The organism is Spiroplasma endosymbiont of Melieria omissa (genome assembly GCF_964031175.1).
In the GTDB taxonomy this organism is placed as follows: domain Bacteria; phylum Bacillota_I; class Bacilli_A; order Mycoplasmatales; family VBWQ01; genus Spiroplasma_E; species Spiroplasma_E ixodetis_A.
Map to the genome: position 1 here is coordinate 532,582 of NZ_OZ035012.1, position 24,185 is coordinate 556,766.

Annotated in this window: 36 protein-coding genes, 1 other RNA gene and 1 pseudogene; 23 read left to right on the forward strand and 15 right to left on the reverse strand. The window is 23.0% G+C overall.

The window, feature by feature from the left end; translation table 4 throughout:
• From ACQH26_RS03565 to ACQH26_RS03585, 5 genes are all read right to left on the reverse strand, one after another.
• Nucleotides 1-372, reverse strand: coding sequence for a hypothetical protein (locus ACQH26_RS03565; protein ID WP_425382867.1), 372 nt, complete (start codon nt 370-372; stop codon nt 1-3).
• Between the two features lie 15 nt (nt 373-387).
• Nucleotides 388-633: a S1 RNA-binding domain-containing protein gene (locus ACQH26_RS03570; protein WP_425382868.1), complete on the reverse strand. Its 246-nt coding sequence runs from the start codon at nt 631-633 to the stop codon at nt 388-390.
• 5 nt (nt 634-638) lie between these two features.
• A complete protein-coding gene (rpoE, locus tag ACQH26_RS03575; protein WP_425382869.1) occupies nt 639-920 on the reverse strand; it encodes a DNA-directed RNA polymerase subunit delta in 282 nt (93 codons plus the stop codon).
• A gap of 685 nt (nt 921-1,605) precedes the next feature.
• Complete coding sequence (locus ACQH26_RS03580) at nt 1,606-2,058, reverse strand: IS630 family transposase (RefSeq protein WP_425383072.1); 453 nt, start codon at nt 2,056-2,058, stop codon at nt 1,606-1,608.
• A gap of 138 nt (nt 2,059-2,196) precedes the next feature.
• Nucleotides 2,197-2,676, reverse strand: a complete 480-nt coding sequence (locus ACQH26_RS03585) for an IS630 family transposase (protein WP_425383073.1) — start codon at nt 2,674-2,676, stop codon at nt 2,197-2,199.
• Between the two features lie 113 nt (nt 2,677-2,789).
• Here ACQH26_RS03585 and ACQH26_RS03590 point away from each other — a divergent pair, with 113 nt between their 5' ends.
• Together ACQH26_RS03590 and ACQH26_RS03595 are read left to right on the forward strand one after the other, a co-directional pair.
• Nucleotides 2,790-3,068 (forward strand): IS630 transposase-related protein, encoded by a 279-nt coding sequence (locus ACQH26_RS03590; protein ID WP_425382870.1) that lies wholly within the window; start codon nt 2,790-2,792, stop codon nt 3,066-3,068.
• A gap of 343 nt (nt 3,069-3,411) precedes the next feature.
• Nucleotides 3,412-3,900: an IS630 family transposase gene (locus ACQH26_RS03595; RefSeq protein WP_425381862.1), complete on the forward strand. Its 489-nt coding sequence runs from the start codon at nt 3,412-3,414 to the stop codon at nt 3,898-3,900.
• Between the two features lie 185 nt (nt 3,901-4,085).
• On the opposite strand, the gene ACQH26_RS03600 is transcribed toward ACQH26_RS03595, so the two are convergent.
• The 3 genes from ACQH26_RS03600 to ACQH26_RS03610 all read right to left on the reverse strand — a co-directional run bounded on the left by ACQH26_RS03600 (nt 4,086) and on the right by ACQH26_RS03610 (nt 5,759).
• On the reverse strand, nt 4,086-4,322 hold the full coding sequence (locus tag ACQH26_RS03600) for an IS630 transposase-related protein (RefSeq protein ID WP_425382715.1): 237 nt from the start codon (nt 4,320-4,322) through the stop codon (nt 4,086-4,088).
• A 351-nt stretch (nt 4,323-4,673) separates the two neighbouring features.
• The gene (locus ACQH26_RS03605) at nt 4,674-5,033 is read right to left on the reverse strand and encodes a helix-turn-helix domain-containing protein (protein ID WP_425381863.1); all 360 of its coding nucleotides are present in this window, start codon (nt 5,031-5,033) and stop codon (nt 4,674-4,676) included.
• A 351-nt stretch (nt 5,034-5,384) separates the two neighbouring features.
• A complete protein-coding gene (locus ACQH26_RS03610; protein WP_425383052.1) occupies nt 5,385-5,759 on the reverse strand; it encodes a helix-turn-helix domain-containing protein in 375 nt (124 codons plus the stop codon).
• 717 nt (nt 5,760-6,476) lie between these two features.
• Between ACQH26_RS03610 and ACQH26_RS03615 the strand changes: the two genes are divergently transcribed.
• The 3 genes from ACQH26_RS03615 (at nt 6,477) to ACQH26_RS03625 (ending at nt 8,560) form a co-directional block, all read left to right on the forward strand.
• Entirely contained in the window at nt 6,477-6,728 is a 252-nt protein-coding gene (locus tag ACQH26_RS03615; RefSeq protein ID WP_342265833.1) for a hypothetical protein, read from the forward strand.
• Between the two features lie 2 nt (nt 6,729-6,730).
• Entirely contained in the window at nt 6,731-7,171 is a 441-nt protein-coding gene (locus ACQH26_RS03620) for a hypothetical protein (protein WP_425382871.1), read from the forward strand.
• A 150-nt stretch (nt 7,172-7,321) separates the two neighbouring features.
• Entirely contained in the window at nt 7,322-8,560 is a 1,239-nt protein-coding gene (locus tag ACQH26_RS03625; RefSeq protein WP_425383069.1) for an IS256 family transposase, read from the forward strand.
• Here the strand turns inward: ACQH26_RS03625 and ACQH26_RS03630 are convergent.
• The 4 genes from ACQH26_RS03630 to ACQH26_RS03645 all read right to left on the reverse strand — a co-directional run bounded on the left by ACQH26_RS03630 (nt 8,557) and on the right by ACQH26_RS03645 (nt 10,324).
• Nucleotides 8,557-8,910, reverse strand: a complete 354-nt coding sequence (locus ACQH26_RS03630; protein ID WP_425382872.1) for a transposase — start codon at nt 8,908-8,910, stop codon at nt 8,557-8,559. The genes ACQH26_RS03625 and ACQH26_RS03630 overlap by 4 nt on opposite strands.
• Before the next feature lie 79 nt (nt 8,911-8,989).
• Nucleotides 8,990-9,478 carry an IS630 family transposase gene (locus ACQH26_RS03635; RefSeq protein WP_425381862.1) on the reverse strand — a complete coding sequence of 163 codons (489 nt, stop codon included), beginning with the start codon at nt 9,476-9,478 and terminating at the stop codon, nt 8,990-8,992.
• Nucleotides 9,479-9,518: 40 nt separating this feature from the next.
• Nucleotides 9,519-9,878: a helix-turn-helix domain-containing protein gene (locus ACQH26_RS03640; protein WP_425381863.1), complete on the reverse strand. Its 360-nt coding sequence runs from the start codon at nt 9,876-9,878 to the stop codon at nt 9,519-9,521.
• Between the two features lie 113 nt (nt 9,879-9,991).
• Nucleotides 9,992-10,324 (reverse strand): helix-turn-helix domain-containing protein, encoded by a 333-nt coding sequence (locus ACQH26_RS03645; protein ID WP_425382873.1) that lies wholly within the window; start codon nt 10,322-10,324, stop codon nt 9,992-9,994.
• Nucleotides 10,325-10,751: 427 nt separating this feature from the next.
• On the opposite strand from ACQH26_RS03645, the gene ACQH26_RS03650 reads away from it, so the two are divergent.
• From ACQH26_RS03650 to ACQH26_RS03690, 9 genes are all read left to right on the forward strand, one after another.
• Nucleotides 10,752-11,045, forward strand: a complete 294-nt coding sequence (locus ACQH26_RS03650) for a hypothetical protein (RefSeq protein WP_425382874.1) — start codon at nt 10,752-10,754, stop codon at nt 11,043-11,045.
• Between the two features lie 3 nt (nt 11,046-11,048).
• Complete coding sequence (locus ACQH26_RS03655) at nt 11,049-11,330, forward strand: hypothetical protein (protein WP_425382875.1); 282 nt, start codon at nt 11,049-11,051, stop codon at nt 11,328-11,330.
• Between the two features lie 101 nt (nt 11,331-11,431).
• Nucleotides 11,432-11,686 (forward strand): hypothetical protein, encoded by a 255-nt coding sequence (locus ACQH26_RS03660; RefSeq protein WP_425382876.1) that lies wholly within the window; start codon nt 11,432-11,434, stop codon nt 11,684-11,686.
• A complete protein-coding gene (locus tag ACQH26_RS03665) occupies nt 11,686-11,931 on the forward strand; it encodes a hypothetical protein (protein ID WP_338987609.1) in 246 nt (81 codons plus the stop codon). The genes ACQH26_RS03660 and ACQH26_RS03665 overlap by 1 nt, the downstream gene beginning before the upstream one ends.
• Nucleotides 11,932-11,933: 2 nt before the next feature.
• Complete coding sequence (locus tag ACQH26_RS03670) at nt 11,934-12,131, forward strand: hypothetical protein (RefSeq protein WP_425382877.1); 198 nt, start codon at nt 11,934-11,936, stop codon at nt 12,129-12,131.
• A gap of 119 nt (nt 12,132-12,250) precedes the next feature.
• On the forward strand, nt 12,251-12,694 hold the full coding sequence (locus tag ACQH26_RS03675; protein WP_425382878.1) for a hypothetical protein: 444 nt from the start codon (nt 12,251-12,253) through the stop codon (nt 12,692-12,694).
• A 109-nt stretch (nt 12,695-12,803) separates the two neighbouring features.
• Entirely contained in the window at nt 12,804-13,163 is a 360-nt protein-coding gene (locus tag ACQH26_RS03680; RefSeq protein ID WP_425381863.1) for a helix-turn-helix domain-containing protein, read from the forward strand.
• Nucleotides 13,164-13,203: 40 nt separating this feature from the next.
• A complete protein-coding gene (locus tag ACQH26_RS03685; RefSeq protein ID WP_425381862.1) occupies nt 13,204-13,692 on the forward strand; it encodes an IS630 family transposase in 489 nt (162 codons plus the stop codon).
• Nucleotides 13,693-13,767: 75 nt separating this feature from the next.
• Nucleotides 13,768-14,557, forward strand: a protein-coding gene (locus ACQH26_RS03690; RefSeq protein WP_425382012.1) for an IS5 family transposase whose coding sequence is annotated in 2 segments (ribosomal slippage) — nt 13,768-14,028 and nt 14,030-14,557 — 789 coding nt in all. Because the reading frame shifts where the segments join, the coding sequence is not laid out codon by codon here.
• A 7-nt stretch (nt 14,558-14,564) separates the two neighbouring features.
• Here ACQH26_RS03690 and ACQH26_RS03695 read toward each other — a convergent pair.
• Nucleotides 14,565-15,655: pseudogene (locus ACQH26_RS03695) on the reverse strand (trans-sulfuration enzyme family protein).
• A gap of 832 nt (nt 15,656-16,487) precedes the next feature.
• Nucleotides 16,488-16,868 carry a RidA family protein gene (locus ACQH26_RS03700; protein ID WP_174480051.1) on the reverse strand — a complete coding sequence of 127 codons (381 nt, stop codon included), beginning with the start codon at nt 16,866-16,868 and terminating at the stop codon, nt 16,488-16,490.
• Nucleotides 16,869-17,342: 474 nt separating this feature from the next.
• Between ACQH26_RS03700 and ACQH26_RS03705 the strand changes: the two genes are divergently transcribed.
• Nucleotides 17,343-17,657, forward strand: coding sequence for an HU family DNA-binding protein (locus ACQH26_RS03705; RefSeq protein ID WP_252320859.1), 315 nt, complete (start codon nt 17,343-17,345; stop codon nt 17,655-17,657).
• On the opposite strand, the gene ACQH26_RS03710 is transcribed toward ACQH26_RS03705, so the two are convergent.
• On the reverse strand, nt 17,654-18,115 hold the full coding sequence (locus ACQH26_RS03710; protein WP_342217747.1) for a Holliday junction resolvase RecU: 462 nt from the start codon (nt 18,113-18,115) through the stop codon (nt 17,654-17,656). The genes ACQH26_RS03705 and ACQH26_RS03710 overlap by 4 nt on opposite strands.
• A 76-nt stretch (nt 18,116-18,191) precedes the next feature.
• Here ACQH26_RS03710 and ACQH26_RS03715 point away from each other — a divergent pair, with 76 nt between their 5' ends.
• The 8 genes from ACQH26_RS03715 to ffh all read left to right on the forward strand — a co-directional run bounded on the left by ACQH26_RS03715 (nt 18,192) and on the right by ffh (nt 23,939).
• Nucleotides 18,192-18,509: a DivIVA domain-containing protein gene (locus ACQH26_RS03715; protein WP_281749393.1), complete on the forward strand. Its 318-nt coding sequence runs from the start codon at nt 18,192-18,194 to the stop codon at nt 18,507-18,509.
• 28 nt (nt 18,510-18,537) lie between these two features.
• Nucleotides 18,538-18,887: RNase P RNA component class B (gene rnpB / locus ACQH26_RS03720), an RNA gene on the forward strand.
• Nucleotides 18,888-18,935: 48 nt separating this feature from the next.
• Nucleotides 18,936-19,397, forward strand: a complete 462-nt coding sequence (locus ACQH26_RS03725) for a CinA family protein (RefSeq protein ID WP_338959371.1) — start codon at nt 18,936-18,938, stop codon at nt 19,395-19,397.
• Between the two features lie 275 nt (nt 19,398-19,672).
• Entirely contained in the window at nt 19,673-19,894 is a 222-nt protein-coding gene (locus ACQH26_RS03730; protein ID WP_425382879.1) for a hypothetical protein, read from the forward strand.
• A complete protein-coding gene (locus ACQH26_RS03735; protein ID WP_425382880.1) occupies nt 19,872-20,039 on the forward strand; it encodes a hypothetical protein in 168 nt (55 codons plus the stop codon). The genes ACQH26_RS03730 and ACQH26_RS03735 overlap by 23 nt, the downstream gene beginning before the upstream one ends.
• A 203-nt stretch (nt 20,040-20,242) precedes the next feature.
• Nucleotides 20,243-20,698: a hypothetical protein gene (locus ACQH26_RS03740; protein ID WP_425383074.1), complete on the forward strand. Its 456-nt coding sequence runs from the start codon at nt 20,243-20,245 to the stop codon at nt 20,696-20,698.
• Nucleotides 20,699-20,861: 163 nt separating this feature from the next.
• Nucleotides 20,862-22,454, forward strand: coding sequence for a ribonuclease Y (gene rny / locus ACQH26_RS03745; RefSeq protein WP_425382881.1), 1,593 nt, complete (start codon nt 20,862-20,864; stop codon nt 22,452-22,454).
• Nucleotides 22,455-22,583: 129 nt separating this feature from the next.
• Nucleotides 22,584-23,939 (forward strand): signal recognition particle protein, encoded by a 1,356-nt coding sequence (gene ffh / locus ACQH26_RS03750; RefSeq protein WP_425382882.1) that lies wholly within the window; start codon nt 22,584-22,586, stop codon nt 23,937-23,939.
• The last annotated feature ends 246 nt before the right edge of the window (nt 23,940-24,185 follow it).

A 24,185-nucleotide genomic window follows, 5' to 3' on the forward strand; every position in this document is an offset into this window, starting at 1 on the left:
TTATTTGTTCTCCTTTTGTTGTAATGATGATTCTGTTTTAGAAGAAATATTAATATTTTTTGATTCAGAAATTTCATTTTTAATATTTTGTTTTTTTACCATTGCAGTTTTTTTATTATTAATTTTTATTATCATTTTATTGGTTTGTAATATTTTTTCTTTAAATAATTCTATTATAGAATTATTATATTTTATTTTGTTTTCAATTTTTCTATTTCAATCATAAAACCCAAAACTTATTATTTTAAAAAAAATATTTTTAAATTTTCCATTTTTTTGTTTTTTTAAATCTAATATATCCTGATTACATTTTTCTATAACTTCATTAAATTCTTTTATATTTTTTTTAAGTTTATTTTCTTTTTTAGTCATTGTTTTATTTACTCCTTATTTTTTGTCTACATTCAAATTTTTAGTACTTAATGAAAGTTTTTTATTATCATTATCAATGCTAATAATTTCAACTTTGATGACTTCACCAATTGAAAAATAATCTTCTACATTATTTACAAAACTGTTACTTATATTAGAAATATGTATTAGTCCTGTGTAATTATTTGGACATTTACAAAAAACACCAAAACCTACAATATTATTAATTGTTACTTCAATAATATCTCCAATTTTAAACATTTCCATTATTCTTCCTCCCTATTACTTGAAATTTCAATTCTTGTCAGTTGTTCTTTAATTTCTTCTAATGAAACTTCACTACGTTTATATCAAAATTTATCATTTTTCAAGAAAAAATTAGCATTTAAAATAATTCCAGTATAAAGTTCACCAGCAAATTTTTCTTCATTTTCTTTAGAAATATTACATTGTTTCTTAACATGTGTTCATATTTCATTAAAACTACTTTTCTCTTTTTTGCATAAAAAACTATATGCTATTTCTACTAATGTTTGTTCACTTTGCATTACTATCACCTTCTTTTTTTTTTAATAAAAAATAATAAATATTTATATGTTAATTATACCATTTTTCTATATTTAATATATAAAAAAACCTATATATTAACTGTTTTTTGACTATTATTTTTAATTGACATTTCATGATTTATTATACTTTTTTTCTATCATTTCTAAATGCTTATCACACATTTTAAAATCACCAGTGGAATGGTTCTTTAACATCTTTAATTTTCAAAGTTTTAGAACACTCTTTACAACGTAATAATCACGCTATATCTTTACCATCTACTTTTTGCACAAAAACCACCACCTAAATTGATATGCCTTTATTTGAATCATATTTGCTGTTTTTAGCGAGATTTGAGTTTATGAATATCCAAACATATCATAAACTCTTTACAACGCTTTATATTTGTTTAAACACGATATTATTATACATTGTTACATATTGTTTACAAATTTGATTTTTCTTTAAAAGTTTTTAAAATAAAATCTTTTTCAATTTTTAAAATTTCTTCTAGTAAAAAAGTTTTATTAAATTTCTCACCTAAATTTTTAATATAAAATTGTCATTTTTCATTATTAATTTTTATTCAAATGGTTTCACTTATAAATTTTTCTAGTTCTCACACTTGAAATACCAACATCGAAGTTTTAGAAATAAAATATGAATTACATTTATCATTTATAGCTAACTAAAGTAATGTTTACTCATATCTTGAAAAACAAAATCAATAGCTTTTTTAATATTTGGTCAATAATTTGGTAATATTTTTCTTATATTATGTTTTATAGCAAATCAAAAATGTTCAATTGGATTTAAATTAGGAGAATATGGCGGAAGAAATAATAGTTTGCATCCAGCATTTTCAATTAATTGTTGTGTTAATTTAGATTTATGAAACGTTGCATTATCTAAAACTATAATTTGTCCACGCTTTAATACTGGAATTAGTTTATTTTTAACATATGATTCAAAAATTTTACTATTGCAATGTCCTTCAAATGCTCATAAGGCTTTTAATTTACCTTTATTTAGTGAACCAATTATACTCATTCTCTTTATTTTATATGCGGGTTTATTATCAAATAATCTTTTACCTTTTTCAGATCAACCATATTTATAAAATTCATTATCATCAATTCCAGATTACATAAAAGCCTCGTACATTCATATTACTATTTTTTAAAAAATATTTCAACTAAAATACTTAATTTTAAAAATTACTAAAATAAATTTAATATTTATACACAATAAAAATACTTAACTTATTAAGTATAGCTAACTAAAGTAATGTTTACTCATATCTTGAAAAACAAAATCAATAGCTTTTTTAATATTTGGTCAATAATTTGGTAATATTTTTCTTATATTATGTTTTATAGCAAATCAAAAATGTTCAATTGGATTTAAATTAGGAGAATATGGCGGAAGAAATAATAGTTTGCATCCAGCATTTTCAATTAATTGTTGTGTTAATTTAGATTTATGAAACGTTGCATTATCTAAAACTATAATTTGTCCACGCTTTAATACTGGAATTAGTTTATTTTTAACATATGATTCAAAAATTTTACTATTGCAATGTCCTTCAAATGCTCATAAGGCTTTTAATTTACCTTTATTTAGTGAACCAATTATACTCATTCTCTTTATTTTATATGCGGGTTTATTATCAAATAATCTTTTACCTTTTTCAGATCAACCATATTTATAAAATTCATTATCATCAATTCCAGATTCATCAATATATATAGCTAACTAAAGTAATATTTACTCATAAATAATGTAAAATAATAATATGTAATTTAAACAGTTTTTGAATTTAAAAGTACAATTCAGCAATAATTAAAATAGATTAGGAAGATTAAATTATGCCAAAACCATACAGTGAAGACTTACGAAGAAAAGTAATAGAAGCTTATGAAAGTAAAAATATGAAAATTAAAGAAATTTGTAAAGTGTTCAATATCACTAGAAAGACTTTATTTTTATGAAGAAAAAGAAAAAAAGAAACTGGGCATATAAAACCAATTTTGAATTATCAAAAAGGACATAGCCACAAAATAAAGGATTTAGATGAATTAAAAAATTATTTAGCAGAAAATAAAGATGTTAGAACCTGTTTAGGATCTTTTTTGATTAATTTTTAATAAAATTTATATTATAATGGTTATTTTATAATAAAAAATAGATTTTTAGTCGATAAGTTTTCAAATGATAAAATCTTTTTAACAAAAAAATGAAAAAGAAAATAAATTATTGGTTAAGTACCTATTTATAAATGATTATTTCTTGTTTTAGTTAAATTCTATTAAAAAGATCCTAAACAGGTTCTTACAGTTCAAAAAGTAATTGATAAATTTGGAAATATGACTAAAGAAACAGTTTATAACTATTTTAAAAAACTAAATTATACATATAAAAAAAACTTTTCTATATGAACAAAGAGATAAAAATAAACAAGAAGATTTTTTAAAAGAAATAGCTAAAATAATGAATGAAGATTTAGTATATATTGATGAATCTGGAATTGATGATAATGAATTTTATAAATATGGTTGATCTGAAAAAGGTAAAAGATTATTTGATAATAAACCCGCATATAAAATAAAGAGAATGAGTATAATTGGTTCACTAAATAAAGGTAAATTAAAAGCCTTATGAGCATTTGAAGGACATTGCAATAGTAAAATTTTTGAATCATATGTTAAAAATAAACTAATTCCAGTATTAAAGCGTGGACAAATTATAGTTTTAGATAATGCAACGTTTCATAAATCTAAATTAACACAACAATTAATTGAAAATGCTGGATGCAAACTATTATTTCTTCCGCCATATTCTCCTAATTTAAATCCAATTGAACATTTTTGATTTGCTATAAAACATAATATAAGAAAAATATTACCAAATTATTGACCAAATATTAAAAAAGCTATTGATTTTGTTTTTCAAGATATGAGTAAACATTACTTTAGTTAGCTATACTAAATCTTCATTCATTATTTTAGCTATTTCTTTTAAAAAATCTTCTTGTTTATTTTTATCTCTTTGTTCATATAGAAAAGTTTTTTTTATATGTATAATTTAGTTTTTTAAAATAGTTATAAACTGTTTCTTTAGTCATATTTCCAAATTTATCAATTACTTTTTGAACTGTAACATCTTTATTTTCTGCTAAATAATTTTTTTAATTCATCTAAATCCTTTATTTTGTGGCTATGTCCTTTTTGATAATTCAAAATTGGTTTTATATGCCCAGTTTCTTTTTTTCTTTTTCTTCATAAAAATAAAGTCTTTCTAGTGATATTGAACACTTTACAAATTTCTTTAATTTTCATATTTTTACTTTCATAAGCTTCTATTACTTTTCTTCGTAAGTCTTCACTGTATGGTTTTGGCATAATTTAATCTTCCTAATCTATTTTAATTATTGCTGAATTGTACTTTTAAATTCAAAAACTGTTTAAATTACATATTATTATTTTACATTATTTATGAGTAAATATTACTTTAGTTAGCTATATATGTAAAGTACTTATTTTTTATTAAAATATTTTTAATTAGAAATTTTTATATAAAATTATGTTTCTAAATTTATCTTATTACATTTAAAAATAACCATTTTAATATAAATTGAAATATTATATGTTCTATTACCAAGCATTTCTTTTAAAACATGTCAAATATTAGTTTCTGTAAAACAACCAATATTTCACTTTGCACCTTGATTTTCAATACCTTCTTTATTATTTTTATCTCTTTGTTCATATAGAAAAGTTTTTTTTATATGTATAATTTAGTTTTTTAAAATAGTTATAAACTGTTTCTTTAGTCATATTTCCAAATTTATCAATTACTTTTTGAACTGTAACATCTTTATTTTCTGCTAAATAATTTTTTAATTCATCTAAATCCTTTATTTTGTGGCTATGTCCTTTTTGATAATTCAAAATTGGTTTTATATGCCCAGTTTCTTTTTTTCTTTTTCTTCATAAAAATAAAGTCTTTCTAGTGATATTGAACACTTTACAAATTTCTTTAATTTTCATATTTTTACTTTCATAAGCTTCTATTACTTTTCTTCGTAAGTCTTCACTGTATGGTTTTGGCATAATTTAATCTTCCTAATCTATTTTAATTATTGCTGAATTGTACTTTTAAATTCAAAAACTGTTTAAATTACATATTATTATTTTACATTATTTATGAGTAAATATTACTTTAGTTAGCTATATATGTAAAGTACTTATTTTTTATTAAAATATTTTTAATTAGAAATTTTTATATAAAATTATGTTTCTAAATTTATCTTATTACATTTAAAAATAACCATTTTAATATAAATTGAAATATTATATGTTCTATTACCAAGCATTTCTTTTAAAACATGTCAAATATTAGTTTCTGTAAAACAACCAATATTTCACTTTGCACCTTGATTTTCAATACCTTCTTTATTATTTTTATCTCTTTGTTCATATAGAAAAGTTTTTTTTATATGTATAATTTAGTTTTTTAAAATAGTTATAAACTGTTTCTTTAGTCATATTTCCAAATTTATCAATTACTTTTTGAACTGTAACATCTTTATTTTCTGCTAAATAATTTTTTAATTCATCTAAATCCTTTATTTTGTGGCTATGTCCTTTTTGATAATTCAAAATTGGTTTTATATGCCCAGTTTCTTTTTTTCTTTTTCTTCATAAAAATAAAGTCTTTCTAGTGATATTGAACACTTTACAAATTTCTTTAATTTTCATATTTTTACTTTCATAAGCTTCTATTACTTTTCTTCGTAAGTCTTCACTGTAGGTTTTGGCATAATTTAATCTTCCTAATCTATTTTAATTATTGCTGAATTGTACTTTTAAATTCAAAAACTGTTTAAAGGACGGTTGTCAAAGTTACGAAATAATTAATTATTATATTAGTAACTTATTTCCAAAAATGAATTATTTGAAAAATAATGAAAATTAGACAAAATTACTCTCTTTAACCCTTAAATTTAAATTTATATTCGACGTATTTAAAAAAATATACATTTAAAAAAAATAAAAATTATTCTCAAAGTTATTAAGGAAAAAGGCAAGAAATAATCTTGTCTTTTTTTTGTAATTGTAAAATTTTAAAATTTTTAATAACTTTCTTTAATACTATTATCAACACGTGTTAAGGAATTAAAAAAGTGAACCATAACACAGTTGTTCAAAATAGTGGCTAGCATGTGGACTTGCATGGATAAATAATAAGTGGAGTGATACCTAATAAAATATACTAACCATTTAATGGTAATTCTTGGGGTGGGAGCGAATTGGAAACTAGTATATATAGACCTGTTGTAGGGACCTATTATATTAATTCTATTCTTTATTTAACCAACCTTGCCACTCTCCAGTGAGCAAGTGTTGGTTTTATTTTTTATTTTTTTTAAAAAAATTTTTGAGCCCAGAATTGATGGAATGAATAAAACTAATAATAGTAGTATTAATAATCTAAAAAACAAAATATATGTTCTTTATGCTAGAAGCAACAGAACATATTAGGAAAGGATTATTATGGCAATAGAAATTCTTGATTATGAAGCACTAAGAAAGATTGATAAAAAAATTAAAAAAAGAAGAAAAAGATGTGTTGAATGTAATGAATTATATGAAGATGACAAAATCCAAATGCTTTATCGCTTTAAAACAGAATTAGAAGCAGAACAACATGATATTAGAAAATTTGAAGATGATTATGATATTGATGAACATTTGGATTATACAAAACCATTTGGATATGTTTGTGATTGATGTAGAAGTGATTAATTATGCAAATAGAATTTAAAAAAGAACAAATTGTAAAAGATAAACCACAATCTATTCTTATTGATTATGTTGAATATAAATTATCGCTTCCAAAATGAATGATTAAAAATAATTCTTTTATTGTTGATAACAGTTATACATATTGAGTTTTTAATTTAGAAAATATTAAAAGAGAATTAAGTGGTAATGAATTAATAAAATTATTAGAACCATATATTTCTGAACAAAAAATAACTGTTAATAAACCAACTGCTCCAAAAGAATACTATCTTAATGATATAAAACTTGAACCACTAACATTTTATGAACAGCATAATAGTTGATTTATGGGTGAAATAACTGATAACAAAACAAACATTACTAATCCTTGTTTTAAATATAACATTACGTGAGAAGAAAACAGAAAAGGCTTTAAAATAAATAATCCATGTATATCTAACTAAAGTAATGTTTACTCATATCTTGAAAAACAAAATCAATCGCTTTTTTAATATTTGGTGAGGCTTTTATGTAATCTGTGTAACTTACAAAAATAACTATGTTTAATTAATTCTAGTAAATATAATTAAATGACTAGAAAGAGTGAGTTACAGATGGCTAAAAAACAAAGTATTAATAATAATGATCCAATATCAAAAGCAGTAGATTTATTACTAGAAAATACTGAAGATTTAACAACAGTATTTAAAGAAGGAGGATTATATAAAGAATTAACAAAAAGATTAGTAGAAAAGATGTTAAATTCTGAAATGCAAAATTATTTAGGGTATGAAAAAAATCAACATAGTAATAGTGAAAATGCTCGTAATGGTATAAGTTCAAAAAAATTAATAACTCAACAAGGTAAAATTGAAATTAATGTACCAAGAGATCGTAATAGTGATTTTACTCCTGTAATAGTTGCAAAAAGACAGAGAAGATTTGATGGCTTTGATCAACAAGTTCTTTCACTATATGCCAAAGGAATGACTTTATCAGATATTAGAATGCAGTTGCAAGAGTTATATCATGGTGCAGATATTAGTGAAAGTGTTATTAGTCAAATTACTGATGATGTGATAGATGATGTCAAGGCGTGGCAAAATCGACCATTAGAAAGTATTTATTCTATTGTTTATTTTGATTGTATAGTAGTTAAAGTACGGCAAGATAAACGCATTATTAACAAATCAGTTTATATAGCATTAGGAGTGGATTTAGAAGGCAAAAAAGATGTTTTAGGTTTATGAATTAGTGAAAATGAAGGTTCTAAATTTTGACTAGCTAATTTTACAGAAATGAAAAATCGAGGCTTAAATGATATTTTGATTGCTTGTAGTGATAATTTAACAGGCATGTCAGAAGCAATACAAGCAGTTTATCCTAAAACTGAACATCAATTATGCATAGTTCATCAAATTAGAAATAGTTTAAAATATGTTTCATACAAACATCGAAAAACCTTAGTTGCAGATTTAAAACCAATTTATAGTGCATGTAGTGAAGAACAAGCAATGCAAGCTTTAGAATCATTTGAAAGTAAATGAAATAAACAATATCCGCAAATTACTAAATCTTGATATAAAAATTGAGATAATTTAATGGTTTTTATTAGTTATCCACCAGAAATTAAAAGAGTGATTTATACTACAAATGCTATTGAATCTGTTAATAGTCAATTACGAAAAGTTATCAGAAATAAAAAAGTTTTTCCTAATGATATGGCAGTTTTCAAAATATTTTACTTAGCAATTGAAAATATAACAAAAAAATGAACAATGCCCATTCAAAATTGAAATACAGCAATTGCTCATTTTATGATAAAATTTGAAGATAGAATTAATCTGAACTAGTAACTTTGTAAAACAAAGATACACAGATTACATAAAAGCCTCATTAATTGTTGTGTTAATTTAGATTTATGAAACGTTGCATTATCTAAAACTATAATTTGTCCACGCTTTAATACTGGAATTAGTTTATTTTTAACATATGATTCAAAAATTTTACTATTGCAATGTCCTTCAAATGCTCATAAGGCTTTTAATTTACCTTTATTTAGTGAACCAATTATACTCATTCTCTTTATTTTATATGCGGGTTTATTATCAAATAATCTTTTACCTTTTTCAGATCAACCATATTTATAAAATTCATTATCATCAATTCCAGATTCATCAATATATACTAAATCTTCATTCATTATTTTAGCTATTTCTTTTAAAAAATCTTCTTGTTTATTTTTATCTCTTTGTTCATATAGAAAAGTTTTTTTTATATAGCTAACTAAAGTAATGTTTACTCATATCTTGAAAAACAAAATCAATCGCTTTTTTAATATTTGGTCAATAATTTGGTAATATTTTTCTTATATTATGTTTTATAGCAAATCAAAAATGTTCAATTGGATTTAAATTAGGAGAATATGGCGGAAGAAATAATAGTTTGCATCCAGCATTTTCAATTAATTGTTGTGTTAATTTAGATTTATGAAACGTTGCATTATCTAAAACTATAATTTGTCCACGCTTTAATACTGGAATTAGTTTATTTTTAACATATGATTCAAAAATTTTACTATTGCAATGTCCTTCAAATGCTCATAAGGCTTTTAATTTACCTTTATTTAGTGAACCAATTATACTCATTCTCTTTATTTTATATGCGGGTTTATTATCAAATAATCTTTTACCTTTTTCAGATCAACCATATTTATAAAATTCATTATCATCAATTCCAGATTCATCAATATATACTAAATCTTCATTCATTATTTTAGCTATTTCTTTTAAAAAATCTTCTTGTTTATTTTTATCTCTTTGTTCATATAGAAAAGTTTTTTTTATATGTATAATTTAGTTTTTTAAAATAGTTATAAACTGTTTCTTTAGTCATATTTCCAAATTTATCAATTACTTTTTGAACTGTAACATCTTTATTTTCTGCTAAATAATTTTTTAATTCATCTAAATCCTTTATTTTGTGGCTATGTCCTTTTTGATAATTCAAAATTGGTTTTATATGCCCAGTTTCTTTTTTTCTTTTTCTTCATAAAAATAAAGTCTTTCTAGTGATATTGAACACTTTACAAATTTCTTTAATTTTCATATTTTTACTTTCATAAGCTTCTATTACTTTTCTTCGTAAGTCTTCACTGTATGGTTTTGGCATAATTTAATCTTCCTAATCTATTTTAATTATTGCTGAATTGTACTTTTAAATTCAAAAACTGTTTAAATTACATATTATTATTTTACATTATTTATGAGTAAATATTACTTTAGTTAGCTATATGTATAATTTAGTTTTTTAAAATAGTTATAAACTGTTTCTTTAGTCATATTTCCAAATTTATCAATTACTTTTTGAACTGTAACATCTTTATTTTCTGCTAAATAATTTTTTAATTCATCTAAATCCTTTATTTTGTGGCTATGTCCTTTTTGATAATTCAAAATTGGTTTTATATGCCCAGTTTCTTTTTTTCTTTTTCTTCATAAAAATAAAGTCTTTCTAGTGATATTGAACACTTTACAAATTTCTTTAATTTTCATATTTTTACTTTCATAAGCTTCTATTACTTTTCTTCGTAAGTCTTCACTGTATGGTTTTGGCATAATTTAATCTTCCTAATCTATTTTAATTATTGCTGAATTGTACTTTTAAATTCAAAAACTGTTTAAATTACATATTATTATTTTACATTATTTATGAGTAAATATTACTTTAGTTAGCTATAATAAGAATGACTTAGCAATTAATTATATAGTTACTTCTTATAAGGAAATTTCAACTCATAATGAAAAAGTATTAGTAAGTGTAGAAAATTTTTATTTAAACCCAAAACAATTATTAACCAATCCCTTAGCAACACCTAAAATTATTGGTGCATTAATGGTATTAGTACAAGATATTATGAATTGAGATTATCAAGAAAACCATCCAAAAAATAAAACAAAAATACCAAATTATAAAGAAAATATAAAATTAACAAAACATGAACAAGATGCGTATAAGCAAACCCAATTATAAGGAATTATAAAAATGAAAAATAAAGCAAATTATGTTAGATTAACAGTAAAAATGAGTAACACTATTGAAGCAAAATATCATGAAAAAGGTAATAAAGAATTATATTATAGTGTTCGTGGTCAATGAAATGGATTAAACTATGTTACTTTAATTTTTAATAACCCAAAATTTTATAAACGATGTATTTTATTAAACAAAAACGATGAAATTATAGTAACTGGTCAAATCTTTAATACTTTAAATATTCCAAAAAATCGTGCATTTTGTTCAATTAATGTTAAATGATTTAAAAAATGAAAGGAATAAATAATGACTAGATGTGATTATGTAGATAATACAGGAAAAAGATGTAAAGTTTTAACTAATAAAAAACCAAACCCAAATAATAACATGCGTTTATATTGTTATTTTTGTCAAGATATAGTAGATGCTATTAATGAAAAAAGAAAAGAAAATTATATTAATGAATATAAAGAAAAAATAATTAATTATATTAAAAAACAACAAAAATTCTATAATGGTACAGAAATAGATTTAGTACTTGATATTTTATTACAAAAAATAATTAATGGTGAATTTAATAATGAATAAATGTAAAAAATGTAATAAAAGAATCTGATTAAGTAAAAATTGATGTATGAAATGTTTAGAAATAATAGTTAATAATTTAACTAAAAATAAGGAGAAATAGAGTGAATAAAGACCAAGAAATTATTAATGAATATAATAAAAAACGTAATAAAGAAATAACAGAAGAACATTTATATAATATAGAAAAATTAAGAGAAGAGTTTAAACAAAAAGTAATTAATAAATATAATGAAAAATTAATTATCTGATTGAATAAGCAAATTAGTATTTGTTTATGTGATTCATTAAAAGAAGCAGGTAAACTTACTGCTTATTATAAAGTAATTGAGTTTATAGAAAATGGAGAATTTAATTAATGATTATATTGCCTACTTTATTTGAAAATAAAGATGAAATTGAAATATTATCACCATTTCCAAAAGCAATTCATACAAGTAATGATATTAGAGCAATTATTTTAAGACAATACCCAAATGTTAAATCAAAACACATAATTGTTTCTGACCCAGAAAGTAATGTTGCATTAATAGTTGGTGATAATGATGTTTATCAAGGTTGAATTAAAGTAACAATTAAAAAATTAGAAATAGAAAGAGAATAACCATGATTAAACGCGAATTTTTAATTAAATGAAATGTAGATGAAAAATTATTTTTTATTGATAATGTTGAATTTTGTACAAGTGACACATGTGTAATGTTTAATTGAAATGATAATTATTTAATGATTGATTATTATTCAGAATACATGAATAAATTTATAGAACTATTAAATGATTTAAAACAAATTAAAGGAGAATAAACAAATGAAAAAGGAAAAAATTAAAATTAGAAATTATGAATTTGAATTAAATTCTTATGTAGTAGATTCTTTACTAGATGTTATAAGAGAACTAATAAAAACAAATAAAGGAGATTAAAATGCCAAACGAAAATACACAATCAAATTATACTTTAACTAAATTAATTAGAACTGGTATAAGCCCAATTTGTGCAATGATTGGTACAAGTGCTTATTATGGTCAAGTAATTGTAAATCCAGTATTAGGTTCAATTAATAGTTTATTATTTGGTAAAAAATTAGGTTTAGATATTTGAAATTTAAATCAAAGACCAAATACTAAAACTAAATTAATTAATAGTTCTAAAAAAATATTATTAGGTTTAGGAACAATTGGATTAGCAAATTATAGTAAATGAACAAAGAATAATATTACTCCAATTATTCCAACAACACCAATGCCAATAACTACTACAACTACAACTGAGGGTCTTCCATGATTACTATTAAATAAACAAGAAAATCAGTCATTAATGGATTGAGATACATATATTAGTTTAAATGCTTATGGTATAGCTAACTAAAGTAATATTTACTCATAAATAATGTAAAATAATAATATGTAATTTAAACAGTTTTTGAATTTAAAAGTACAATTCAGCAATAATTAAAATAGATTAGGAAGATTAAATTATGCCAAAACCATACAGTGAAGACTTACGAAGAAAAGTAATAGAAGCTTATGAAAGTAAAAATATGAAAATTAAAGAAATTTGTAAAGTGTTCAATATCACTAGAAAGACTTTATTTTTATGAAGAAAAAGAAAAAAAGAAACTGGGCATATAAAACCAATTTTGAATTATCAAAAAGGACATAGCCACAAAATAAAGGATTTAGATGAATTAAAAAATTATTTAGCAGAAAATAAAGATGTTACAGTTCAAAAAGTAATTGATAAATTTGGAAATATGACTAAAGAAACAGTTTATAACTATTTTAAAAAACTAAATTATACATATAAAAAAAACTTTTCTATATGAACAAAGAGATAAAAATAAACAAGAAGATTTTTTAAAAGAAATAGCTAAAATAATGAATGAAGATTTAGTATATATTGATGAATCTGGAATTGATGATAATGAATTTTATAAATATGGTTGATCTGAAAAAGGTAAAAGATTATTTGATAATAAACCCGCATATAAAATAAAGAGAATGAGTATAATTGGTTCACTAAATAAAGGTAAATTAAAAGCCTTATGAGCATTTGAAGGACATTGCAATAGTAAAATTTTTGAATCATATGTTAAAAATAAACTAATTCCAGTATTAAAGCGTGGACAAATTATAGTTTTAGATAATGCAACGTTTCATAAATCTAAATTAACACAACAATTAATTGAAAATGCTGGATGCAAACTATTATTTCTTCCGCCATATTCTCCTAATTTAAATCCAATTGAACATTTTTGATTTGCTATAAAACATAATATAAGAAAAATATTACCAAATTATTGACCAAATATTAAAAAAGCGATTGATTTTGTTTTTCAAGATATGAGTAAACATTACTTTAGTTAGCTATAAGAACCTGTTTAGAATCTTTTCGAAAATAATGTAAAATGATTATATATTTTAAAATCAGAGGTATATATTATGCATAAAAATTATCCAAGTCATGTCACCAAAGAACAATTTGAGAACATAAAATCAATTTTAGAAAATAGCAAAAAGAAAACAAAACCAAGAAGTTTAGATTTATATGAAGTATTTTGTGCAATTTTATATGTATTAAAAAGTGGTTGTCAATGAAGAATGCTACCAAAAAATTTTCCAAAATGACAAACTGTATATTATTATTTTCAAATTTGAAGTAAAAATAACGGTAAAGAAGCTAGTGTATGGCAATTAATTTTAAAAAAAATTGGTTAAAAAAGTTCGTATCAACAATAATCGCAAAGAACAAACTAGTTTTTGTATAATTGATTCGCAAAGTGTTAAAAATACAGATACTACTGAAAATAAAGGTTATGATGCTGGTAAAAAGATTTCAGGAATAAAGCGTCATATTATTGTTGATTCTCAAGGTTTACCACATGCAATTTACATAACCACAGCAGAAAAAACAGATCGTAATAGCGCTATAATAATGATTGAAAATGAAAAAGAAAATCTTTCTGCAGTTCAAAAAATAATAGTAGATGCTGGTTATACTGGTGAAAAATTTGCTTCTGAAATCAAAACAATCATAAATGCAAATGTTGAAATTATAAAACGGAATGAACTACATACTTTTGTAGTATTACCAAAAAGATGAATTGTAGAACGAAGCTTTGCTTGATTAGAAAAATACAGAAGATTATGAAAAAATTGTGAAAGAAAACTAAATACTAGTTTACAAATGGTTGTTCTTTCCTTTATTTCAGTTTTATTAAAAAGATTCTAAACAGGTTCTAAGTAGAATGTGTCATTGAAGCAGGATGTTCAATCAATGACTCAACTCCACCTAAAGAAACTGCCAAAATTATTAATTTTAAATTATTTAATAGTTTGATTCCTCCATCATATCCACATTTTAATTCGAAACTAATCATTGCTCCCGGTAATTTCATTTGTTGTTCATAAAGTACTTGTTCTGTTGCTGAATTAGTTAGTCCAGGATAAAATACTTTTTTAATCTTAGGATGTTCTTTTAATCTTGCTGCAATTATTCTTGCATTTTTGCAAGCTCTTCATAATCGTAATTCTAAAGTTGATAGTCCTCTTAAAACAAGAAAGGCATCATGAGGTGATAATACAGCTCCTGTTAAATCTTTTAATCCTTCAAAACGAATTTTATTTATTAAAGTACTTTTACCACAAACAATTCCGGCCATAACATCAGAATGACCATTAATATACTTTGTTGCTGAATGGATAACAATATCAGCACCAAAAATTAAAGGTTTAGTAATGATTGGTGTTGAAAAAGTATTATCAACAATTACTTGAATTTGTGGATTATATTGATGGACAATATCACTAATTGCTTTAATATCTAAAATTTCTAAAGTAGGATTAGCTGGTGTTTCGAAAAAAACAACTTTAGTATTTGGTTTTAATTTTTTTTAATTTCATCAAGTTTAGTAAAATCAGCAAAATCAACTTCAATTTGAAAGCGTGATATTCCTTTTTCAATAAGTGAATGAGTACCATCATAAATTGTTTTTGATGATAATAAATGGTCAGTAGCATTCAATAATGTTCAAAAAGTAGATGCAATGGCACCCATACCCGATGAGAAAGCAATTGCTTTTTCTGATCCTTCTAAATGTGCCATTCGTTTTTCTAAAACAGTTGTTGTTGGATTACCAATTCTTGTATAAACATATCCTTCTTCTTGTAAATTAAATATCCTACCACCTTGTTCGGCACTATCAAAAGCAAAAGTTGTTGATAGATAAATAGGAGGTAGAGCGGCTCCAAATTTATCATTATAATTACCACAATGAACTAATTTAGTTGCAATGTGGTAATTATTTTTATTTTTTTTAATTTTTGTCATAATTATCTCCTTATAGATATAAATTTATTTTATTTTTATGTTATTTCCATTTAATTTGTATTTTAAAACTACCTTTTATATAAAATAAAGGTAGCAAGTTTTATTAAAGTATATAAATATCTTAGAACCTGTTTAGGATCTTTTTTGATTAATTTTTAATAAAATTTATATTATAATGGTTATTTTATAATAAAAAATAGATTTTTAGTCGATAAGTTTTCAAATGATAAAATCTTTTTAACAAAAAAATGAAAAAGAAAATAAATTATTGGTTAAGTACCTATTTATAAATGATTATTTCTTGTTTTAGTTAAATTCTATTAAAAAGATCCTAAACAGGTTCTTAGAGTAATGTTAACAATCTTGTTTTAAAAAAGTAGTTATAATCTAATATTCAATTTTTATATGAAAATACTATAATATCTTTTTGTTATTTTATAGTAAATGTTTTTTTAATAAAAAAGGTTACTTTTTACTAGTAATCTTTAAATTCATATTTTAAATTCAATACTTATTATAGTTTTTATTAATTAATATAATTTTAGTTTATTATTGATATTTTATATAGATTAAGATTTATTTAGAATGTATTTTATTATTGTTTTAAGTATAAAATATTTAGAATTTTGAGAAAAGTGTGAAATTGTAGTAAGAATATTAAATTGGAAACTGTAGTAATGTATCATTAAAAATGATATTAATTTATTTTACAATATCATTATTATGTGAATAAAACTTTTTAAATTTTAAAGTACTTTTTCTAAATAAATCTTGATTTAATTTTATAGTTAAAAATTTATATATGCAATAAAAAAAAATAAAATTAGAAAAATTATTTTAAATAAGCAATTGCTTCAATTTCAATTAATGCATCTTTGGGAATTCTAGCAACTTGAACTGCTGCTCTTGCTGGAGCGTGTGCACCAAATATTTCTCCATAAACTTTATTCATTTCAACAAAGTGATTTAAGTCTTTTAAGAAAATATTAACTTTTACAATATTATTTAAAGTAATATTAGCAGCTTCACAAATTGCTTTAATATTTAATAAACTTTGCTTAGTTTGTGAAGAAATGTCAGTGCCAATAAATTCACCTGTTTTACTATTAATTGGTAATTGCCCAGAAATATATAAAAAGTCACCTGCAATTATTGCTTGGCTATATGGCCCAATGGCAGCAGGAGCATTAGGAGTATGAATAATATTTTTCATAGTTTATCACTCTTTCTAAAATTATTATGTTTTGTATCATTGAATATATTAGTAAAATGTAGCGTTATTTTTAAGTTATTTAGGTGCTATTAAATAATTAATAGTAATATAAAATTAGCATCATTAATTATTAAAACTTGAACAACTATAAATATATTTTACATGATTTTCTTTTTTTTAATTAATTATTTTTCACTTTAATAATTTTTTTCATTTTAATTTTAATTAAAATTGAAAATTAAATTTTATTTTTATTTTTTAACCTTTATAAGTGTAAAAAAAATATTATTAAATTAATTTTATCATTTTTTTAGAAAAAAAATACATTTTATGGTTCACTTTATAAAATGTTACTATATAATTTGATTACAGACCAGTAACATTTTTAAATTGGTTTGAAGATAACGTAGTTATAATAATATCTATAATAGACATTATAATTATAATTCTTAAAACATTAGGAGGAAATCTTTTATGGCAAAAAGTAATTCTAAAACAAAGACAGAAATTATTAAGATAGTGGCGCAAAAGTCTGACGTCACAATTGCCTTAGCGACTAATATTATTGATTTATTTTTTGAAGAGATAAAAGTTGAAGTTGCAAATGGTGGTAAAATTAATATACCAAAATTTGGAATATTTGAAACTATTATTCGTGAAGCAAGAACAGGTCGTAATCCCCAAACTGGTGAATCTATTGTAATTAGTGCTTCTAAAGCACCTAAATTTAAAGCTAGTTCTGAATTTAAAAAACATACTAATCAACAAACAGAAACTTTAGCTTCTTAAATTAAAAATTTTAAAAAATCAAGATAAAATGGATATATAATTTCTAATTTATATCCATTTTGTTCTATTTTTTTATATGTCAGTGCTTTTTTTTGAACTTTTAAAAATTTTAATTTTTCTCAAAAAACTAAGAAAAAGGCATTATGTTGTGAAAAATAAATAATAACAAAACTAATAGCATTAAGATAAAAAGCATTTTCTAAGTATTCAAGTTGATGTTTTTTAAAATTATTTCATGGTAATGTTAAAGACTTAGTACTTTTTGCTTCAAAACACAAATATTTACCATGATAAACTCCATGATAATCAACATTACTTTTTTCTTTAAAAATTTTATTGTTTTGATATAAAATTGGTGGATTTTGTTTAAAAATTAGTGCTTGTTTTTCATTATTTATAATTTCAATAGTATAATTAATTATAGTTTCAAGAAACATTCCACGGTTAGCATAAAACATTTTTTTAATTCCCCCTTACATATAGAATATTACTAACTTTGGAATAGTTTTCCTTTTAATTAAAGGAGGTATAAATATGAATATTTGTAAAAAGGATATTATAGATAAAGAATTTACTGTTGATTATAAAGGTTATGATTCTAAAGAAGTAGATTTATTTCTTGATTTAGTAGCTACTAATTATGAAATACTAGAAGAATTTGTAAATAAACTAAAAAAGCAAAATGCAATTTTAGAAAATAATAATTACAAGTTACTTAAAGAAATTGATATTTTAAAAACACAAATTTTAGTTTTAAAACAAGAAAAACAAAAATTAGAAGAAAAAGGTGTAGAAAATGTTGATATTATTACGAGATTAAGCAAATTAGAAAGTATTGTACATGAAGAATAAATATGTTATAATTTTTTCTAAAAGAATAAAAAATGAGCTAATCGCTGCATTAGTATGTAGAGGAAAGTCCACGCTCGCACTTTCTGTGATGAAAGTAATGTTTGTGTTAGAGAAAACAATAACTCTAAGCAGTAATTCTGACGGCTGACAAAAACCTAAGTTTTTTATTAAATAAGGTTCTAGTCTATAAAAGTGTCATAGAGACGAGTTTTAAGGAAACTTAAAAGATGGAACGAGATAAACCCCACAAGCGAGAAACCCAAATTTAGGTAGGGGCATTGGTTTATTAGAAATGAATAATAAACCGAACTATTGTTTACAATAGTAGATAAATGGTTAGCACTTGCAAGAGGCAAGAACAGAACGTGGCTTATGATTTTTTTATTCTTTTTTTGTATTGTAAATTATTTGATTGAAGGTTTAAAAATGACTGAACTTTTAGTTTTATTAGATAAATTTAATTTTAGAATTAGTTGTTGTGAAAGTATTACTGGTGGACTTTTTGCTCAAGAGATTACTAGTATTGCTGGTGCTTCTAAATATTTTAGTGGTGGTTTTATAACGTATACTAATGAATCAAAAATCAATATTGTTAAAATTAAAAAAACAACCATTGAAAAATATGGTGTAATAAGTAAACAATGTGCTATAGAAATGGCTTTAAATACACAAAAAATTTTAAAAACAAATATTGCTATTAGTTTTACTGGAAATGCAGGACCTAATGCTCTAGAAAATAAACCGGTTGGTTTAGTATATGTAGGTATTGTTATCAATGATAATGTTTGATGTGAAGTGTTAAATATTTCAGGTAATAGAAACGAAATTAGATCAACTATAGTAGCAAAAGCAGTAGTTATTTTAAAAAAAATTTTATTAAGTTTTTAAAATTTAAAAAGGAATTATCTTAGAACCTGTTTAGGATCTTTTTAATAGAATTTAACTAAAACAAGAAATAATCATTTATAAATAGGTACTTAACCAATAATTTATTTTCTTTTTCATTTTTTTGTTAAAAAAATTTTATCATTTGAAAACTTATCGACTAAAAATCTATTTTTTATTATAAAATAACCATTATAATATAAATTTTATTAAAAATTAATCAAAAAAGATCCTAAACAGGTTCTTACAGAGTTATTAATATTTTGTAGGGTGATTTTATGGAAATAAACATTAAAGAAAAAGAGCAATTATTAGAAAAGGCCATTAAGCAAATTGAAAAAGAATTTGGCAAAGGTGCTATTATGTTACTAAGTGATAGTGGTATTGGCGATATTGAAGTTATTAGTTCAGGAAGTATATTATTAGATGATATTTTAGGTGTTAAAGGTTTTCCAAAAGGTCGTATTATTGAAGTTTATGAACCAGAAATCTGCAGGTAAAACTACATTAGTATTAATGGCTTTAGCAGAAGTTCAAAAACAAAATGGTAGAATAGCATTATTTATAGATGCTGAACATGCATTAGATCGTCAATATAGTCAAAAATTAGGTGTTGATATTAGAACCTGTTTAGAATCTTTTTAATAGAATTTAACTAAAACAAGAAATAATCATTTATAAATAGGTACTTAACCAATAATTTATTTTCTTTTTCATTTTTTTGTTAAAAAGATTTTATCATTTGAAAACTTATCGACTAAAAATCTATTTTTTATTATAAAATAACCATTATAATATAAATTTTATTAAAAATTAATCAAAAAAGATTCTAAACAGGTTCTAAGGCATTACGAAAAATTAGTGGAAATATCGCAAAAACTAATTGTATTGTTTTATTTATTAATCAAATTCGAGAAAAAGTTGGTATTATATATGGTAATCCTGAAATAACACCCGGAGGAAAAGCATTACGTTTTTATAGTACAATTAGACTAGAAGTACGTAAAGGTGAACAATTAATCAAAAGTAATCAAATAATTGGTCATAAAATAAAAATAAAAGTTGTAAAAAATAAAGTAGCACCACCATTTAAAACAGCAAGTCTTGATTTTTGTTTTGAAGAAGGATTTTCAAAAATTAGTGAAATCATTACAATTGCTGTTGAGAAAGAAGTTATTAATAAATCTGGTGGCTGATACACTTATGAAGATGTAAAATTAGGACAAGGAAAAATAAAAGCAAAAGAAAGTTTAGAAGCAAATACTTTTCTTTTAGAACAAATTAAGGAACGAATCAAGTTTTAAAAATTAATATTTAAAACATGCTAAAATTAATGTAGGATTATTATCCTACTTATTTGTGTGTAGATATTAAAGAAGAAAAATATAAAATTTTAATTTTATTTAAGTTTTTGAGTATAAGGATTCTTTTTCTTGTAGGTGTTTTACAGCAAGGAGAGAAATATAAATGGAAAAAAATATGTTAGCTATATTATCAAATATAAGTAGTCAACAGTTTGGAACGTGAGTAGGTATATCAATTTTTCTAGCAATGATAGTAGGGATAATTGCTGGATTTCTAATTAGAAAAATGTATTTAAAAATTAAAGAACAACAAAGTTTTACTAATATTTTAAAGAGAGAAAAAGAATCTCAAAAATTAATTCAATCCTCAAGAGCCGATGCAAAAATTGAAATAAGTAAAATGAAAAAAGATTTGTATTTAGAGATTGAATATCGTAAAGAACAAAATTTAGAATATGAGAAACTTTTAAATAAAAGAGAACGCAAATTAAGTGAACGTGAAGAAATAATTGAAACACAAACACAAAATCTTTATCATCAACGTGAAATTGTAAAAAATATTAAATTAGAATATCATCAAAAAATTGATCAAATTATTATGGAATTAGAAAAAATTTCTGGTATGAGTCGAAATGAAGCAAAAGATGAATTGTTTAGTAAATTAAAAGAAAAATTATCATTAGAATTTAATAAAATTATTAAAAATCATGAATATAATATTAAACTTCTAACTAAAGAGTTAGCCAATAATATTGTTAGTGAAGCAATAGAACGTTATGCAAGTAATTTTATTGTTGATAAGTCAGTATCATATGTTAAGTTGCCTAATGAAGAAATGAAAGGCAGAATTATTGGTAAAGAGGGTAGAAATATTAAATCTTTTGAGTTAACAGCAGGTGTAGATATTATCATTGATGATACGCCAGAAACAATTCAAATTTCTTCATTTAATCCGATCAGAAGAGAAATTGCAACTAGAGCTTTAGAAGATTTAGTTAAAGATGGAAGAATTCATCCAATTAGAATTGAAGAAATCTTGAGATTTCATGAGCAGGAATTAAATGAAGGTTTTAAAGTTGATGGTAAAAAAATTATTGATGAGTTAAAATTAACTGGTTTTGAACCAGAGTTAGTATCTTATATTGGAAGATTAAAATATCGTACAAGTTATGGTCAAAATGTTTTATTGCATTCCTTTGAAGTTGCCAAACTTGCAGGAGCAATGGCAGCTGAATTGGGTTTAGATGTTAATATTGCAAAACGTGCTGGTTTATTACATGATATTGGTAAAGCCGCTGATTATGAATTAGAAGGTTCACATGTTTATAATGGTGTGATTTTAGCAAAAAAATATGGTGAAAGTGATATTATTATTAATGCTATTCATTCTCATCATGGTGATGTTGCAAAAGATAATGTTTATTCTTCTTTAGTTTCAGCTGCTGATACATTATCAGCAGCTAGACCTGGTTCAAGAAATAATTCATTAGAAGAATTTATAACTAGAATTAAAGAAATTGAAGATTTGTGTAAATCTGTTAAAGGCGTAGAAAAAGCATATGCTGTTCAGGCCGGAAGACAAATTAGAGTTATTGTTGATCCTAAAGTTATTAATGATTTTGATGCTCATATATTAGCAAGAAACTTAAAACAAAAATTAGAACAAATGATTACAATACCAGGCGATATTCATATTACTGTTATTCGTGAAGTAAGAGCAACAGAATTAATTAATTGTTTTTTAGAGAACCCTTAGGTTCTCTTTTAACTTTATAAAATATATAATTTGTTAATTCAAGTATTTATTTTTTATGTTTAATTTATTTTTTCATTATTATTTTAGTGTTAAAATAATATAGTCTTAAAAATAGAGGAGAATATAAATATGAGTTTTGCTGACATTATGTCAAAAAAAGTACAAAAAACATTAGAAAAAAATTTAAGTAAAAAAACTTTAACCATGGAAAATATGGAAGCAACAATTAAAGAATTCAGATTAATTTTGTTAGAGGCTGACGTTAATTTTAGGGTGGTTAAAACTTTAACTAATGAAATTATTAATAAAGCAAAAGGTGAATTTATTAAAGAAGGCTTAGATCAAAAAGAAATGTTAATTAAAATTATTCATGATGAATTAACAAAGATTATGGGTACTAAGAATGTTGAATTAGATTTATCTACTAATCCTACTGTTATTATGATAGTTGGTTTACAAGGTTCTGGTAAAACAACAACAATATCTAAACTAGCAAAGTTGTTAACAGATAAATATCAAAAAAAATGTTTATTAGTTGCAGCAGATATTTATCGTCCAGCTGCTGTTGAACAATTAAAAGTTTTAGGAAAACAATTGAATATTGAAGTTTTTTCCCAAAAAAATGAAACTCCTACTAATATTGTTAAAAATGCTCAAATATATGCTAATAAAAATAAGTTTGATGTAATATTAATTGATACAGCTGGAAGATTACACATTGATGAAAAATTAATGCAAGAACTAGCAGAAATAAGAAAAATTACTTCACCAAAAGAAGTTTTACTTGTTTGTGATGGTATGGCAGGACAAGATATAATTAATGTTGCTATTGAGTTTAATAATACTATTCCTATTACTGGAAGCATAATCACTAAATTAGATGGTACTGCTAAGGGTGGTTCAGCTCTTTCAATTTCTTATTTAACAAAGATTCCTGTTAAGTTCTTAGGAATGGGTGAAAAGGTAACTGATTTAGAGGTTTTTTATCCAGAAAGAATGGCAGAACGTATTTTAGGAATGGGTGATCTTACTACATTAATGGAGAAGGCCGAAAGTATAGTTTCAACTCGTGATGTTGAAGAAACTATGAATAGAATGATGTTAGGTCAATTTGATTTGAATGACCTTGTTAATCAAATGAAGCAAATTCAAAAAATGGGTAAATTGGGCTCACTTGTAAAAATGATTCCTGGTATGTCTGCTAAAATTAGTGATGCTAAAATTAGTGATGCTGAAACTGATTTAAAAATAGCAGAATATATTATTGCTTCAACAACTGCTCAAGAACGTGAAAAGCCACAAATTTTACGTTATCCGACTAGAAAAGCAAGAGTATTAAAAGGCTCAGGTCGTTCACAAAAAGAATTAAATAAAGTGTTAAACCAATTTGAAAAAACTAAAAAAGTTATGGATCAAATTGCTGGTCAGATTAAAAAAGGAGAAATGCCAAATATTCCAGGATTAGATAAGTTAATAAAAAGTTAGAAAAATAAAAAAAATTTGTTATTTTTTGTTAATTTGTTAAAATTTATTTAACTCAAGAAATGTATAAAACTTTGATTTCTTGAGTTTTTATAGATATTATTTTATTAAAATTTTTTTAAATTTTCTTCTTTGTTTTTAAAAATTTAATTTATTTTTTAAAGTAAAACTAGATTTTAAAAAGAAAATAGTGTTTAAATAGTGGGTTATTTTAAATTAAAAATATAACAAAAATTTATTTTTTCTTTT